Source organism: Nonomuraea sp. B10E15, from assembly GCF_039871615.1.
Taxonomy (GTDB): domain Bacteria; phylum Actinomycetota; class Actinomycetes; order Streptosporangiales; family Streptosporangiaceae; genus Nonomuraea.
The window spans coordinates 1,130,163-1,144,834 of sequence record NZ_JBDPMB010000001.1; the positions used below are offsets into that span (position 1 = coordinate 1,130,163).

The 14,672-nt window shown below is 72.9% G+C and carries 13 protein-coding genes; 7 read left to right on the forward strand and 6 right to left on the reverse strand.

Going from position 1 to position 14,672, the window contains the following annotated elements; translation table 11 throughout:
• Positions 1–106: 106 nt before the first annotated feature.
• Positions 107–724: a TetR family transcriptional regulator gene (locus ABGB14_RS05140; protein ID WP_347642360.1), complete on the reverse strand. Its 618-nt coding sequence runs from the start codon at positions 722–724 to the stop codon at positions 107–109.
• Between the two features lie 292 nt (positions 725–1,016).
• On the opposite strand from ABGB14_RS05140, the gene ABGB14_RS05145 reads away from it, so the two are divergent.
• Positions 1,017–1,730 (forward strand): SDR family NAD(P)-dependent oxidoreductase, encoded by a 714-nt coding sequence (locus ABGB14_RS05145; protein WP_347642361.1) that lies wholly within the window; start codon positions 1,017–1,019, stop codon positions 1,728–1,730.
• 76 nt (positions 1,731–1,806) lie between these two features.
• Here the strand turns inward: ABGB14_RS05145 and ABGB14_RS05150 are convergent, their stop codons facing one another.
• Entirely contained in the window at positions 1,807–2,454 is a 648-nt protein-coding gene (locus tag ABGB14_RS05150) for a winged helix-turn-helix transcriptional regulator (protein WP_347642362.1), read from the reverse strand.
• Between the two features lie 114 nt (positions 2,455–2,568).
• Entirely contained in the window at positions 2,569–3,132 is a 564-nt protein-coding gene (locus ABGB14_RS05155; protein ID WP_347642363.1) for a TetR/AcrR family transcriptional regulator, read from the reverse strand.
• A gap of 107 nt (positions 3,133–3,239) precedes the next feature.
• Between ABGB14_RS05155 and ABGB14_RS05160 the strand changes: the two genes are divergently transcribed.
• Positions 3,240–3,959: an MBL fold metallo-hydrolase gene (locus tag ABGB14_RS05160; protein ID WP_347642364.1), complete on the forward strand. Its 720-nt coding sequence runs from the start codon at positions 3,240–3,242 to the stop codon at positions 3,957–3,959.
• A gap of 18 nt (positions 3,960–3,977) precedes the next feature.
• Here the strand turns inward: ABGB14_RS05160 and ABGB14_RS05165 are convergent, their stop codons facing one another.
• Positions 3,978–5,360, reverse strand: a complete 1,383-nt coding sequence (locus ABGB14_RS05165) for a VCBS repeat-containing protein (RefSeq protein ID WP_347642365.1) — start codon at positions 5,358–5,360, stop codon at positions 3,978–3,980.
• Positions 5,361–5,719: 359 nt separating this feature from the next.
• On the opposite strand from ABGB14_RS05165, the gene ABGB14_RS05170 reads away from it, so the two are divergent.
• Positions 5,720–6,655, forward strand: coding sequence for a hypothetical protein (locus tag ABGB14_RS05170; protein ID WP_347642366.1), 936 nt, complete (start codon positions 5,720–5,722; stop codon positions 6,653–6,655).
• Positions 6,656–6,723: 68 nt separating this feature from the next.
• On the opposite strand, the gene ABGB14_RS05175 is transcribed toward ABGB14_RS05170, so the two are convergent.
• Positions 6,724–7,752: a winged helix-turn-helix domain-containing protein gene (locus tag ABGB14_RS05175; RefSeq protein WP_347642367.1), complete on the reverse strand. Its 1,029-nt coding sequence runs from the start codon at positions 7,750–7,752 to the stop codon at positions 6,724–6,726.
• 433 nt (positions 7,753–8,185) lie between these two features.
• Here ABGB14_RS05175 and ABGB14_RS05180 point away from each other — a divergent pair, with 433 nt between their 5' ends.
• Complete coding sequence (locus ABGB14_RS05180) at positions 8,186–10,057, forward strand: BTAD domain-containing putative transcriptional regulator (RefSeq protein WP_347642368.1); 1,872 nt, start codon at positions 8,186–8,188, stop codon at positions 10,055–10,057.
• A gap of 27 nt (positions 10,058–10,084) precedes the next feature.
• On the opposite strand, the gene ABGB14_RS05185 is transcribed toward ABGB14_RS05180, so the two are convergent.
• Positions 10,085–10,849, reverse strand: a complete 765-nt coding sequence (locus tag ABGB14_RS05185; RefSeq protein WP_347642369.1) for an AfsR/SARP family transcriptional regulator — start codon at positions 10,847–10,849, stop codon at positions 10,085–10,087.
• A 140-nt stretch (positions 10,850–10,989) separates the two neighbouring features.
• Here ABGB14_RS05185 and ABGB14_RS05190 point away from each other — a divergent pair, with 140 nt between their 5' ends.
• From ABGB14_RS05190 to ABGB14_RS05200, 3 genes are all read left to right on the forward strand, one after another.
• The gene (locus ABGB14_RS05190) at positions 10,990–11,229 is read left to right on the forward strand and encodes a thiomuracin/GE37468 family thiazolyl RiPP peptide (RefSeq protein ID WP_347642370.1); all 240 of its coding nucleotides are present in this window, start codon (positions 10,990–10,992) and stop codon (positions 11,227–11,229) included.
• 99 nt (positions 11,230–11,328) lie between these two features.
• Positions 11,329–13,824, forward strand: coding sequence for a lantibiotic dehydratase (locus tag ABGB14_RS05195; protein ID WP_347642371.1), 2,496 nt, complete (start codon positions 11,329–11,331; stop codon positions 13,822–13,824).
• Complete coding sequence (locus ABGB14_RS05200) at positions 13,817–14,671, forward strand: thiopeptide-type bacteriocin biosynthesis protein (protein ID WP_347642372.1); 855 nt, start codon at positions 13,817–13,819, stop codon at positions 14,669–14,671. Before ABGB14_RS05195 ends, ABGB14_RS05200 begins: the two co-directional genes overlap by 8 nt.
• Position 14,672: the final 1 nt, after the last annotated feature.

A 14,672-nucleotide genomic window follows, 5' to 3' on the forward strand; every position in this document is an offset into this window, starting at 1 on the left:
AGAGAATGCGGGCGCACTCGGTCAAACGCTCTCGAACCCGAGCCGGCCCGCTTGAGAGCCGCCCGCCGGTCCGGTGCGGCGTAAGGAGGCGTATCTCGAAGAGGCTTCAGCCGGTCGTGGTGCCGTCGGTCGGTCGGGGCGCGGCGATCCGCTGGGCGGCGTGGACCACGGCGGCACGGCGGCGGGCGGCTTCGGCGCCGTCCTGGACGTCGCTGCCGGACAACATCCGGGCGATCTGCGGCGCCGCGGACCAGTAGCTCGACAGCGCGATGACCAGGAAGATCAGATGGGCGGGGTCGAGGGTGTCGTCGATCAGCCCGGCCTGTTGCGCCGCTGCCACGGCCTGGGCCTTGCCGGAGTAGAGCTCGGTGCGCACGACCTCGTCCGACACGCTGCCGGTGTCCGACAAACCCTCCCACAGCACCAGCCGGGCCAGGTCGGGATGAGCCCGCTGGTAGTCGAACGTGCGGCCGGCGAACTCGCCGACGTCCGCGGCGCGGGTGATGACCAGCGGCACGGCGGCGGCGATCCTGTCCAGCTCGCTGCGGATCACCGCTGAGAACAGCTTGGGCTTGTCGCCGAAGTAGTTGTAGACCCGTTCACGGTTGATCCGGGCGCGCTTCGCGATCCGGTCGACGGTCGTCCCGTCCGGTCCGTGCTCGGCGAACTCGGCCAGCGCCGCCTCGTAGATGCGGCGCTTCGTACCCTCGACATCCCAGGCCATGCGGCACATCCTAGTCCAACACCAACGTTGCAGTTGGAACCGGCCCGGGTTAGGGTCGTAGTAACAACACGATTGTTGGAATTGCCCATGGCGTCGCGGACAGCACGACCTGGGTGTCCAGCAGGCTTCACCGTGGTGTGGGCGTCGATCAAGCTCGGGGCGCGGCGCGTCAAGCGGCTCGCGGCCCACCTCGGCCGCCGGCAGTCCGCCTGGCACGAGGAGACCGTCCGCGTGCCACCGGGGCGACGCCCCACCAGCAGACCGTCCACCTCCATCACCCGGGAGCATGTCCATGACCGGCAAGACCGTACTGATCACCGGCGCGACCAGCGGCATCGGCGCCCACACCGCACGGTTGCTGCTCGACCGCGGCCACCGCGTGGCCGTCACCGGCCGCGACGAGAGCAGACTCAGGGCCTTCCTCGACGAGACCGGCCACCCCGACCGGCTGCTCGGCGTCATCGCCGACGCGGCCGACTGGCCGGCCACCCAGGCCGCCGTGACCCGCACCGTGGAGCATTTCGGCGCCCTGCACGCCGCGGTGGCCAACGCCGGATTCGTCTCCAGCGACTACCAGCACACCGCGGGCGCGACCCTCGGCGACGGCGACCCGGAGTTGTGGCCGCCCATGGTCCTCACCAACGTCCTCGGCCCCGCCCTGCTGGCCAGGGCCGCCCTGCCCCACCTCGAGGCCACCGGCGGGCGGCTGGTGCTCGTCGGCAGCGTCGCCGGACTGAAGAACAGCCCCGCCAACCTCTACTCGGCCACCAAGTGGGCCGTCACCGGGCTGGCCGAGAACCTGCGGATGTACGCCACGACCCGTGGCATCGGCGTCACCCTCGTCAATCCCGGCATGATCGACACCCCCTTCTGGCCAGGCGACAGCGCACCCTCCTTCGCCATGCCTCCCCACCACGTCGCCGAGTCCATCTGCTTCGCCCTCGACCAGCCGGCGGGCGTCGACCTCAACACCCTGACCATCCGGCCGATCGGGCAGCCCGTATGACCCACGGCCGGGTGCGGGCGGGCCGGCGGTCACCGGCCGGCCCAGTGACCGGCCCAGTGACCGGCCCAGTGGCCGGTCAGAAGCGGAAGGTCTCGGCGAACCGGTGGAGAAGCTCGGGATCGCCCTCCACCCGCACGCTGCCGTCGGCCAGTGCCTGGCCGGCGGTCCTGGTGCCGGTCATCAGGGCGTGGATTCCCTGATCGGACAGCCTCTCGATGACGAGGTCCGGGGCGGGATGCGGGCCGATGCCGACGGTCAGTGCCCCGTCGGTGATCTGCAGGCGGAGGGTGAAGCCACCCATGCGGACCTCGTAGCCGATGGTCGTGTCCCGGGCTGTTTCCGGCCGGTAGGTGGTGCGAAAGGCCATGGCCACCGACTCGGCGGTGACGATCTCGCCGGGGCGGGGCCCGGTCATCGTCCTGGCGCCCCAGCGGCCGAGCGCGATCAGCGCCGGTTGGAGCTGGAGCCCGTAGTCGGTGAGCTCGTAGACGACCGCGCGCTCGGGGTGGGGGAGCGCGCGGCGGACGGCCAGACCCGCCTCTTCGAGCTGTTTGAGGCGGGCCGCCAGGATGTTGGTCGGGATGGCGGGCAGGCCCTTGCGCAGGTCGGTGTAGCGCTGGGGCCCCGACAGCAGGTTGCGGACGATCAGCAGGGTCCAGCGCTCGCCGACCATCTCGAGGGCACGGGCCAGGCCGCAGAACTGGCCGTATTCGCGAGCCGCCATACTGCAGATCGTACCGCTGGCTTGGATTGACCAAGCATGATTGTAAAAGACAAGCTTGCTGCATTCGGCGATGGCCGCTCGGGCGTCGACGGCTCGGTGCGCGGTCGGGTGGAGTCAGGCCGGCTTGGTGATGGCGGCCGTCAGGTGGGTCAGGCCGTACTCGAAGGCGCGGTCCACGTCGCCGCCGAGATTGAAGGCGGCGGCCAGTTCCATGCTGATGAAGCCGTGCGCCCAGGCGGTGATCGTGCGGGCCGCCTCGAGGGCCTGGCCGGGGCCGGTCAGGTCGGCGGCGATCTGCAGGAGGGGGGTCGCCGTGCGGCTCAGGAGGGCCGGATCGGGTCTGGCCGGGGCCGGAACGTTCGTGAAGATCAGGCGGTAGGCGGCCGGGCGGGCGTGGGCGAACGCGCGGAAGGCGCGGAGCAGGGCCGCCAGCGTCTCACGGGGATCGGTGGTCGCCGGGACGGCGTCGAGGTGCTTCTCCAGGTCGAGGAGGGTGGCCTCGGTGACGAGGCGGACGAGGGCGTCGCGGTTGCGCACCCGCTTGTAGAGCGAGGGGGCGCGCACGCCGACCCGGCCGGCGACCGCCTGCATGGTCAGTTGCGCGAGCCCGTGCGATTCCAGGATGTCGCGGGCTGCTTCGACGATGGCGTCCAGCGAGGTGCGGTCGGGCGTCGGCATACGTTCTCCTCCGGCGGTGCGGTGTCGCCTCCACAGTATAGCTATGGACATTAGCCATGATGGCTATGTACCGTAGCCATCATGGCGGATCGACGAGGAGACGGATCATGAGGCTTGATCGGCACCTGCATCGCATCGGGAACGACATCGTGGCGGTCTATCTGGTCGTCACCGACGATGGCGTGACGGTCGTCGACGCCGGGCTGGCCGGGCACTTCCGCGAGCTGACCGCCGAGCTCGCCGCCCTGGGCCGCACCCCGGCTGACATCCGCGGCGTCGTGCTCACCCACGGCGACACCGACCATCTCGGCTTCGCCGAACGGCTCCGCCGGGACCACGGCGTCCCGGTCTTCGTCCACAGCGCCGACGCCGCGCGCGCCCGGGGCGAGGTCAAGGTCAAGAACAGCTGGGGGCATGCCAGGCTCGGCGCCACGGCCGGCTTCCTCTGGTACGCCGCCCGCAAGGGCGGCCTGCGCACGACGTACCTGACCCAGGTGTCGGAGGTGGCCGACGGCGACGTTCTTGACCTGCCGGGCTCGCCCCGCATCCTGCGGTTGCCAGGTCACTCGCCGGGCAGCGTCGCCGTTCACGTGACCGAGGCCGACGCGGTGTTCGTCGGCGACGGGCTCACGACCCGGCACGTACTGACCGGACGGCGCGGGCCGCAGCCGGCGCCGTTCACCGACGATCGGGAGCAGGCGCTGGCCTCGCTCGACCGGCTGGCGGAGGTGCGGGCGAAGTGGGTGCTGCCGGGGCACGGCGCACCCTGGAGCGGGGGCGTGCAGGAGGCGGTCCGCCAGGTCCAGGCCGCGGCGCGACCGGAGTGAGGATGGATGCCCGCCCCGCTATTGCCGGACGCCCATCTCTCTGTTCCGGCCCTCGGCCTCGCTGCCTCCCAGATCGAAGGTCTGCCGGGTCCTGCCCCCGGCGTCGAGCCGCCAGAAGCGGGCGAGGTCCAGGCCGCCACGCCAGACGCGCAGCAACTCGTCCTTGCCGTCGCCGTCGTAGTCGGCCAGGGCCCAGGTCTTCACGGCGCCGCGCTGCCACTCCTTGAGGGGCTTGCCGGCGGAGGCGCGGTCGGGTCCGCCGTGGGTGGTGACCAGGCCGGGGCGGCGCAGGCCTTGCGGGGAGCCGGTGAGGATCTCGGCCTTGCCGGTGATGACGGCGTTCTTGCCGGTGACCTCGCCGGAGACGAGGTCGTCCCGGCCGTCGCCGTTCAGGTCGCCGCAGGCCAGGCTGCCCCGCAGGCCGGTGAGGATCTGCGGTTCGCGGTCGCGGCCGTAGAAGACGCGGGTGATGCCGTCGACGGACGGGGCCTCCGTGTCGCTGCCGGGCTCGTTGTTGCGCGCCCCGCTGTCGCCGATCGCCACGTCGCGGCGTCCGTCGCCGTCGAAGTCGCCGAACACGGCCGCGCTGCCCGTGGCCACCTCGCGGAACGCTTCGCCGGTCAGGAGCCAGGCGTCGGCCTGCTCGCCGTCGTCGGGCCCGTACAGGACGGCGCCGGACCCGCGCGGATCGGTGACCAGCCTGCCGGGCCATTCGCCTTCGGGGAGCGGGCGGCTCGCCTCGCGGGCCGGTCCGCCGGACCTGGTGAACGGGCCGTGGAGGAGGACGAGCGGGGAGCCGTCCGTGTCGCCTTCGCGCGACCTGGCCGCCAGGATGTCGATCGCGTCGTCCCCGTCGAGGTCGGCCAGGCCGGAGCGGCTGCCGTACGGCAGAACGGTGGCCGGGCCCAGGCCGCTCCAGAAGATCGACAGCGAACGGTCCGGGATGACGACGTCGGCGCAACCGTCGCCGTCGAGATCCGCGAGTTGGGGGAGCACCTCACCCGTCATGTTCGCCTCGCCGGCGACGTACGCCGTGGACGGGTCGAGCCCGCGCGCCGATCCGTGCACCACCACGAGCTGACCCCGCTCCAGCGATTGGCCCGTCGCGCCCGTCCAGACGAAGGCGAGGTCGGCGTACCCGTCGCCGTTCAGGTCACCGGGCTCCGCATCCCCGGCGCACCGCGGCGGCGCGGGCGGCGAAGCGGCAGGGGTGACCGCGACCGGGCTGGCCACAACCGGGCTGGACGCGGCCGGGGCAGACGCGGCCGGAGAAGACGCGCCGGGCGACGGTACTGGCGGCGGTACGGGCGGCGACGGTGATGGCCGCGACGTGGCCGGGCCCGAGGCGGCGCAGCCGGTGAGCGCCAGCGACACGAGCAGGACGCCGAGCTTTCTCGCCATGGCCGCTCACCTTACAGGGGCGTGCCGACGAGGCGGACGTATGCGCCGACGGCGATTCCAGCGGACACGGCCCGGACGCGGGAGAAGGCGGGAGAAGATCGCACGCCGGCGGCAGAACGCCCGGCTTCTTCCTGGCCGGCGTCCTGCGCCCGATCCACCGCGCGCTGCCGGACCTGCACTCTCCCCTGCGCGGGGGAAGGGACCGCCGGTGTTTCACACCGTCGGGGGATCCCGTCCGGACGACGATCCTGGGAGATTCGGCGGCGTCCAGTTCGGTGGGTTCGGGAGGTTCGGGTGCGGGTGACGCAGGGTCGGGCGGGTTCCCCGCTGCTATGAGTACGGGTGCGCGATGGAGCGCGGTGCGCAGGCTCGCGGGCTACGCCGCGGCGTTCAGCATGTCGCTCTACCTGGCAGTGAAGATCGTCTGGATCGCCGCAGCTCTGCTCGGCCACGGGCCGGGCACCTACGGCACCGCCGGCTGGGTGCTGCTGAACGCCGTCACCGTGGTGATGGCGGTGACCGGGATCGCGCTGGGGCTGGCGCTGGCCCAGCGATGGGGCCGCCGGCTGCCCGCCGCTCCGGTGATCTTCTTCTCCTGGGTGGGTGCGGGCTTCCTGGTCCCGATGCTTCCTTACACGGTGATCAGCGGCGTCCTCGGCGTGCTCGAGGCCGATCCGGGTGGAGGCGACGGCATCGCATCGGCTGCGCGAGAGGATACGGTCTTCCTCACCATCGGCTTCACCGGGATGGCCGTGGGGCTGGCCGTGGCGTTGCCGATCTATCTGCGGGAACGGTGGCCGCGGGCCTTCCTCGGCCACGTCGAAGACGGCCCGTCCCGCTCATCGGGGCTGGTCACGGCGGCAGTGGTCGTGGCGGCCGGGCTGGGGCTGCTGTGGTCCTCCTGGGCGCTGGGCGGGACGCTGGGCCTCGATCCGGCTCACCGCGAACACGGGGATCTCCACGGGCGGCTGCTGAACGCGAGCGCGGGACTGTGGGCCTTGCTCGGAGCCTGGAGCATCTGGGCGATCATCCGCCGCCGGCCTGCCCGGCTTCGGCGGTGGGTGCCGATGACGCTGGCCTTCGGGGCTTCCGGCTCGATGTTCGCGTGGAGCGGTTGGAAGCTGCCCATGGTCATCCTCCGACCCGGAGGCTTCGTGACCGCCGAGTACACGATGCTCGCCATCGTTCAGCACTCCTTGAGCATCGGCGTGGGCCTGATCTTCATGGCCGTCGTCCTGCGGGCCGCCCGGAGGGAAGACGCCGCGCCGCCGGGGAGTGCCGCGGCCCTCGAATGACCTCGGCAGGGGGCCCGGCCGCCTTGGTGTCACGGCCCGCGTGCCCTACCCCGCCGACGGTCGCCGGGTCAGGACGAGAGAGGCCGCTCGTCGCGGGAGCGGCCGCCGCGGACCAGCCCGGCGCCCAGGTCGGTGATCTGGTGCACCATCATGTTGACGTGACGGGTGCTGGTGATCAGCCCGGCGCCGTGCAGCACCTGCGCGTGCTGGCTGGCGTTGGAGAGCGACGTTCCGGTACGCCGTGCGAGCTCGGTGGTGGTACAACCCATCCCCGAGGCGATGCACCGCAGGATCCGGGAACGGGTGGCCCCGAGGAGCACGGACAGCGAGTCCCGGGGAGCGGCCGCGGGCACGGGCTCCGGGCGGTTGACGGCCGGGTAGACCAGGACCGGGGGCAGCCGCTCGTCGACCAGCGCGACGGGGGTGATCTGGCAGAAGTACGACGGGATGAGAGTCAGGCCCCGGCCGCCCAGCTGGATCTCCCTGTCGCCGGCGGGATAGGAGGCCTCCAGCGCAGGGGGGCGCCAGCGCAGCGCCGGCGCCAGGCCCGCGAGCATGGACTCCACGCCGTGGTCCAGCAGCAGGCGGGCCAGCGTGGAGCGCTCGTGGCCGAGGACGCTTTCCAGCGTCGTGTACAGAGGGCCGAGCGCCGTGCGGCTGTAGCCGGCCACCAGGTCGGCCAGCCGGCGGATGGCTCGCTGATCGCCCCTGGCCAGGTCGTCCAGGCCGCCCGGCAGACCGGCGTGCGCGTGCAGGACGGTCATCTCCTGCCGGACGCGTTCCCGTGGCGTGTCGACCAGCGCCGCGATGCCGTCGTCGAATCCGCCCTGAGCCTCGATCGGGGTCAGGAAGTCGGGGAAGTACGCGCCCGTCGGGGCCAGCGGGACCAGGGTGCGCCGTACGGGTTCGAGCAAGCCCGCCGAGGCGAGGTTCGTGCGCGCTCGACGCCGCCAGCCGGTCATGTCCGGGCCGCCGCCACGGTCGCGCAGGCGGTAGAGGCTCATCACGGTCTCCCACATGACATCGACGCGGGAGGCGATGCGTACCCGGGCGAGATCCTCGGCGGTGAAAACGATCCTCAGCAGGCCACCCATCATGCCTACCAGTATCTCCGCCCTCTCGCGTGACCGACTTATGCGAAACGTTCGGAAGGCCCCTTGCCGATGGGTGGCGAGAGGCGGGGTCTCACCGCTCGTGCGGCGCCACTCGCCTCGACGGCGGCATGCCGTGCCGTTGACCTGTGTGTTTTGGGCTCAACCGAAAGTTCTGGCCCGATCGGCCCGCGGGGCGGGACCATGTCGGGGCGGCGGGCAACCCGACGCTGGGAGAGCGGACGCGTTGCCTTACGGGGGAGACGCCGCTGTGCCGTGGATCCGGCGACGTCTCACGCTGCCACACGGGGGACCGGCGACGCGGATGACGGAACGACTGACAACGGGACGAGACATCGAGCCTTTCCGGCTGGACCGCCGACTCGCCCAGGGCGTACAGGGAACCAGGGCGGGCGGGCCGCCACCGATGAGATTCCGGGTGCTGGGCCCGGTGGAGGCCGAGCTCGCTGCCTTCGCCCCCAAACCACGTGGTCTGCTTGCCGCCCTGCTGGCCAGGGCCAACACCGAGGTCGCGATGCCGTCCCTGATCGACGCCGTGTGGCCGGAGGACCCGCCGGCCTCCGCGGTGCGCAGCGTGCGCATCTACCTGTACCGGCTGCGCAAGGACCTGGGACCGCGTCTGTGCTCGGGCGCGTACGGCTGGCGGCTGCGGATCGACGCCGACGAATGGGACGCGGGCCGGTTCCAGAGCCTGGTCCGCCGAGGCCGGGCGGCAGCCGAGGCGGGGCGGGCGCAGGAGGGGGGAGAGCTGCTGCGGCAGGCGCTGGACCTGTGGCGGGGGCCCGCTTTCCAGGGATGCGACGGGCTGCCACTGGTCCGGGAGGAGGCCGCGCGGCTCAACGAGCTGCGTCACACCGTGATCGAGGAACGGCTCGCGATCGAGCTCGACCTGGGCCGTCACCACAAGGTCGTCGACGAGCTCGCGGCGCTCGTGGCGGCCCACCCGTACCGTGAACGGCTGCGTGGTCAGCTCATGGTCGCGTGGTATCGCCTGGGCCGCGCCTCCGACGCGCTCGCCGCCTTCCGCGAGGGGCGCCGTCTGATGGCGGACGAGCTCGGCGTCGAGCCCGGGCCCGAGCTGCGCCGCCTCGAACACGCCATCCTCAACGACGCGCTCCCGAGCCCCGCGGCGGCAGCCCCCGAGTGGCGCGGCGGGGCGATACCGGCGGCGCCCGCCGCGTTGCCGCCTCCGCCCTTGACGTTCGTGGGACGCGAAGCCGAGCTGGCCCTGCTCGACGGGATGACGGCCGGGCGGGGCGGGCCGACGGTGCTCGCGGTGAGCGGCCCTGCGGGGGCCGGCAAGACCGGGCTCGCGCTGCACTGGGCGTGGCGCGAGCGTGGCGCGTTCCCGGACGGACAGCTCTACGCCGACCTGCGGGCCTGCGACGACACCACATCACCCGCGGAGCCCGGCATGGTGCTCGACGGGTTCCTGCGGGCCCTCGGGGTGCGGCCGCACGTGATCCCGCCCGACACCGAGCACCGGTCGGCGATGTTCCGCTCCCTGACCCGTGAACGCGGGCTGCTGATCATCCTGGACGACGCCGACTCCGCCGCCCAGGTCCGCCCGCTGCTGCCCGGAGGCGGGCCGAGCCGCGTGATCGTGATCTCCAGGCACATCCTCCCCGCGCTCACCGCGCTTGAGGAAGCCCGCGCCGTCCACCTCGGCGCCCTCACGTCCGGCGAGGCTCGCGATCTGCTCGTGACGATGCTGAACAGAACCGGCAGAACGCTCGACACCGCCGCGGCGGGGCGGGTCGCCGACCTGTGCGACCTGCTGCCGCTCGCCCTGCGGATCGCGGCCGCGCGGCTGTCGCACCGTCCCTCGTGGACCCTCGCCGAGCTGGCCGACCGGCTCGACGGCGAAGGTGACCGGCTGAACGAGCTGGACCTGGGCGAGATCGGCGTGCGCGGCAGCCTGCTGGCGTCGTACCGGCGTCTCGATCACCGGCAGCGGGCCGCGTTGCGCCGCTTCGCGATCGCAGCCAGACTCGACGGCGTCGCACCATGGCTGCTGGCCGCGTTGCTCGACGTCTCCCAGAACGAGGCCGAAGCCCTGGCGGGCGATCTGGCCGACGCCCAGCTGCTGCAGTACGCCGGCCACGACGTGACCGGAGCGCGCTACCGCTGTCACGACCTGGTACGCCTGTTCGCCCTGGAGCGCGCCGAAGCCGAGGATCCCGAGCCGGAACGACGCGCGGCCCGCGCGCGCGGCGTCGCGGCCCTGCTGGGGGTGCCCCGGCTCGAAGGGCGCCGTGCGGCAGCCGGCCGGTCTCCTGTGCTGGACTGACCGGGCCGCGTGCCGGCGCACGGCACCTCAGCCGCCCGTGAGCAGCGGCGCGTCCTGATCCTCCAGGTGCGGTGCACGGTGCAGCACCTGGACGTGCAGGCGCTCCAGGGCGTGGCCCGGCTCGACGCCCAGGCAGTCACGCAGCCGCCGCCGTACCTCATCATGGAGCGCGAGCGCGTCGGCGCGCCGCCCGGTCCGGTACAGGACGACCATGAGCAGACCCGCCAGCGGTTCGTCGAACGGATGCTGGATCATGGCCTCCGACAGCGGTCCGATCAGCGAGCCTGTACGGCCGAGCTTCAGCTCGGCGGAGAATCTCCGCAACAGCAGCGTCGCGTGCTCGCGCCTGAGTGCCTGCCTGGTGGCCGCCGCCCAATCCCCGTCGATGCCCGCCAGCGGGGTGGCCGTCCACTGAGCGCAGGCGGAGGCGAGCAGCGTCGCGGCGCGGGTGCGGTCGTTCTCGACACGTGCTCGCGCGGCCAGATTGCGTGCCCGGTACACGTCGACGCGGTGCGGCGGGAGGGCGAGGACGTAACCGCCGGCCTCCCTGACGATGTGCGCGGAGACGCCCTTCAGCGCGCCGCGTAACCGCGACACGTGCGTGTAGACGACGTTCCTGACGTGCATGGGCGGCTCCTGCCCCCAGACCCGGCCCACGATCGCCTCTATGGGCACCACCTGTCCTGGCGTCATCGCGAGTACGGCGAGCACACATCGCTGCCGGGGCGTGCCCAGCGCGACCCGTCGCGGCGTGCCGACGAGTTCCACGGGGCCGAGCAGTCGGATCTCCATGGACACCACCCTGGTCGCGGGCGGGTGAGGAGTTGCTGCGATCCGGCTGAGCCGCACGTCGCGTCAGGTTTCGTCAAGGTTTGCGGCGAGGTCGCCGCAGCAGAGTGGGCGTCACATGTACCGATGCAAGGAGGCATGACATGGATGCCATGACAGCGCTGGACTTCGATGTCCGGCAGTTGCCGGTGGACGTCTTCGACGTGAGCGGCTCCGGGCTGGGACTGGACTCGCTCACCACAGGCCACGGCATGTTCGACAACGGCGCGTCCAGCTGCGGCATCTGCGGTGGATGCGCGGCCTGCAGCATGGTGTGCAGTTGCGGCGCCTGCGCCAGTTCGAACGGCAACTGCGTCGACTGGGACGAGGGCGAAGAGGAATAGGTCCCCGCGAACGGAGGGCGCGATCCGGTGAATTCCTTCCGGGGTCTCGGCGCTGCTGCCCGGTCAGGGCGGACGGTCCCGAGCCGGGACGAGTGCCTGGTGGACCGCCTGGTCGCGCCCCCAGCGTCCCCAGCTCCTCCGGCCGCGCCGGTCGCGCCGGTCGTGCGCCTGGCAGGCCTGCCGGCGACGCTTCTCGACGGGCTCCGCACGGTGGACACGGCGAGAGCGGTCGACGAGCATCTCGCGCTGGGAGACTGGCTGGCGGCCGAGGGCGGCGCACTCGGCGATCTGCTGCACGAGGTGATCGGCCGGCTGGCGCCCGGAGACCCGGGCAGGCCGGCGCTGGTGGGCCTGCGGCGCGCGCTGCACGGACGGCGGGCCCCTGGGCCGCGCGAGTGGGGCGACGGGTCGGCCGCTCTGGTGCCGGACGACGTCGCGGCCCGGGTGGGCGTCTGGATCGCCCGGCGGGCGGCGTGGAGACGTGGCGAGGCGGAGATCGCCCTCGCCCTGGCCGCGGAAACCGACCGGGTGCCCGCTCGGCTGCGTGAGATCGTCGCCGCCCCCAACTTCCGCCGGGCACTGTGGCACTCCAGCCCGGCGTTGTCGGCGGAGCTGGACAGGTGGCTGGCGGACGAGTCCCGGACCCCGCGCCACCAGTCGATCACGGCGCTGACCCGCTACGCCGTCCGTGCGGCCACGAAGACCAGCCCGTACGGCACGTTCATGGTGTCGGGCACGGGGGAGTGGACCCGCGACGGCGCGCCCCTGACGGTCACGGGCGATCCCTGGCACTCGGCGCACTGCGTCACGGAACTGTTCGACCAGGTCAGCGCCGACCTGGTGGCCGCGCGGCTGAGCGATCCCGCCGTGCGCGAGACGACACCGGTGCTGGCCACGCCGGCCTGGACGCGGGACGGCGACGTTCTCCGCTACGTCGGGTCGCCGCCGGAGGAGCCCGTGGTGCGCGTCGAGGAGACACCCGCGCTGAGGGCGTGCCTGCGTGCCGCGGCCGAACCCGTTCCCCTCGCACGGCTGCGCGACCGGCTCGCGGCCACCGGCGGCGCGCCGCCCGAGAAGGTGGTCGCCTTCCTGGATCGCCTGCTCGCCGTCGGGCTGCTGCGATACGTGCCGTCCGTCGAGCCGGCGGGCGCGGAGACCGCCGTCGCCGACCTCGCGGGACACCGGAGCAGGCACCGTGACCTGCGCGAGCGCGTGGCCCTGCGGGGCGTCACGGTGCGGGGGGCCGGACGCGAGCACGCGGGGGTGGCGCTGGAGACCGCGGTCAGCCACCGCCCGCTGGCCGGCCTCGCGCTGACCGCCTGGCAGCCGGTGCTCGACGACCTGCAGGCGGTGCGGGCCTGGCTGTCGCTGTTCGACCTGGGCCTCGGGGCGCGGCTCGCGATGGCCGAGTGGGCCCGTGGCGCCCTCCCCGGTGGCGGCCCCGTCCCGTTCATCACCTTCTACCGCGCCGTCGCGGAGGAGACACGATCCGGCTCGCCCGCCGGTCGGGCGCTGCGTTCCCTGCTGTCGGCCCGCGCCTCCGATCAGGACCACCAGGCCTTTCCCGTCATCGAGCAGCTCGACGGGCTGCGCATGAAGGAGATCGCCGAGGTCGCGGGAGCGGGCCGGGTCGAGCCGGGCGTCCTCGCCGCCGCCGCGGCGCGGCGTCCCGGCTGGGCCGGCCGCCTGCACTCCATCGGCGTCTACGGCCAGCTCCTGCCCGGCGGAGGAGCCACGGAGTTCGCCGTCAACGCGGTCGACATCGGATTCGGGCGGGGCCGCGCTCGTGTCGGGCACCTGGTGCGCACCGGCGGTGGCCGCTGGCCTGGGCAGGGACGGAGCCGCCTCGATGACGGCCCGGCCTTCGCCGGGTTCGGCGGAACGTTCGGGTTCTCGCTCAACGAGCGGCTGCCCAGCCTGCCGTACGAGCTCGACTACCCCTTCGGGACGGTACCGCGGCCCGGCGTGGTCCGGCTGCCGCTCAGGGACCTGCTCGTCACCCGCGAGGAGGAGAGCGGCCGGCTCCGGCTGAGCCACCCGGCCGGTCCGGACGACATCCGGGTGCTGCATCTGGGCATGTGCGCCACGTCCATCCTGCCGCCGGTGGCGCGGGTGCTGCTCGGCGCGTTCGGCGAGCAGGCCCCGCTCACGCCCGCCCGGCTGGCCCCCTCAGAACCCGTGCCCGGCAGCCCGACGCGGGTCGTGCCGCGCCTCACCGCCGGGCACGTCGTCGTCTGGCGTGCCCGCTGGGAGTCCCCGGCCGGCGAGGTGCCCGCGCGTACGCGAGGCGAGTCCGACGCCGCCTACCTGGTGCGTCTCACGGCCTGGCGCCGGCGGCACGGCCTCCCCGACCGTTGCTTCGTGCGCGCCTCGTCGCGGCGCCGCGCCCCTGGCAACACCGAGAAGCCCTTCTACATCGACTTCCGCTCCTGGCCGCTGGTCCAGGTCTTCGAGTCGCTGCTGCGACGCGCGACCGGGACCGTCGCCTTCGAGGAGGCGCTTCCCGACCCCGCCACGACGGCCGGGAGCGAGGGGACGCGCCAGGTGGCGGAAGTCCTGCTGGAGATCTCCGATCCGAGGATGCGCCATGAGTGAGCGCCAGTGGCTCAGCGCCCACATCTACTACCACGACAATTTGGACGAGGTGATCGTCCGGATCGTCGCCCCCCTGGCTCGCGCGGGAGCCGAGCTGTTCTTCCTGCGCTACTGGGACGGCGGGCCGCACGTGAGGGTACGCGTGGCGACCGAGCCGCACACCACCGCCGGAGTGCGGCGCGAGCTGGAACGCCGGTGCGCCGATCTGTTCAGGGACCGGCCGGCCAGGTTCACGCCAGACCCCGCCGACTACGCCCGCGAGGCCGCCGAGATGGCCAGGCTGGAGCAGGTCACCGCCTACGCGGCGGAGCCGGCGGCCAACAACACGTTGGCGTTCGTCGGCTACGAGCCGGAGTACGTCAGGTACGGCCGCGCCTACATGGCCGCCGTGGAGCGCCACTTCACCGAGTCGAGCCGGATCGTGTTGCCGCTGGTGGCCGGCGGGCTCAGCGGTACCCGGCGGATGACCGTCGCGCTGTCCATGATCCTCAGCACCTGGTGGCGTTGCCGGCCGGATCCGGCCCGGCTGGCCCGGGCGAAGAAGGTGGTCGGCGCCCTGGACGTGGACCCGGCCTTCGCCGAGGTCCACGAGCAGCGGCGCGAGGCGATCGCCGAGCTGACGCGGAGAGCAGCGGACGGGCGGTGGGACGAGGGGCCGCTCACCGCGTGGACCACCTCGGTCGACGCGCTGGCGGCGCACGTGGACGAACCACGAGCGCTCTTCCCCATCCTCAACTCGTGCGCCCACCTGGCCTGCAACCGCCTCGGAGTGGACGTGAGCACCGAAGCGCTCCTGCGTTACCTGGCCGCGCGAGCCGTCACCGATCTTGCCAGGGAGAAGGGGTGAG

Coding starts and splice junctions, on each gene's coding strand:
- ABGB14_RS05140 (WP_347642360.1), bottom strand. CDS start 724: ATGGCCTGGGATGTCGAGGGTACGAAGCGCCGCATCTACGAGGCGGCG.
- ABGB14_RS05145 (WP_347642361.1), top strand. CDS start 1,017: ATGACCGGCAAGACCGTACTGATCACCGGCGCGACCAGCGGCATCGGC.
- ABGB14_RS05150 (WP_347642362.1), bottom strand. CDS start 2,454: ATGGCGGCTCGCGAATACGGCCAGTTCTGCGGCCTGGCCCGTGCCCTC.
- ABGB14_RS05155 (WP_347642363.1), bottom strand. CDS start 3,132: ATGCCGACGCCCGACCGCACCTCGCTGGACGCCATCGTCGAAGCAGCC.
- ABGB14_RS05160 (WP_347642364.1), top strand. CDS start 3,240: ATGAGGCTTGATCGGCACCTGCATCGCATCGGGAACGACATCGTGGCG.
- ABGB14_RS05165 (WP_347642365.1), bottom strand. CDS start 5,360: ATGGCGAGAAAGCTCGGCGTCCTGCTCGTGTCGCTGGCGCTCACCGGC.
- ABGB14_RS05175 (WP_347642367.1), bottom strand. CDS start 7,752: ATGATGGGTGGCCTGCTGAGGATCGTTTTCACCGCCGAGGATCTCGCC.
- ABGB14_RS05185 (WP_347642369.1), bottom strand. CDS start 10,849: ATGGAGATCCGACTGCTCGGCCCCGTGGAACTCGTCGGCACGCCGCGA.
- ABGB14_RS05190 (WP_347642370.1), top strand. CDS start 10,990: ATGGATGCCATGACAGCGCTGGACTTCGATGTCCGGCAGTTGCCGGTG.
- ABGB14_RS05200 (WP_347642372.1), top strand. CDS start 13,817: ATGAGTGAGCGCCAGTGGCTCAGCGCCCACATCTACTACCACGACAAT.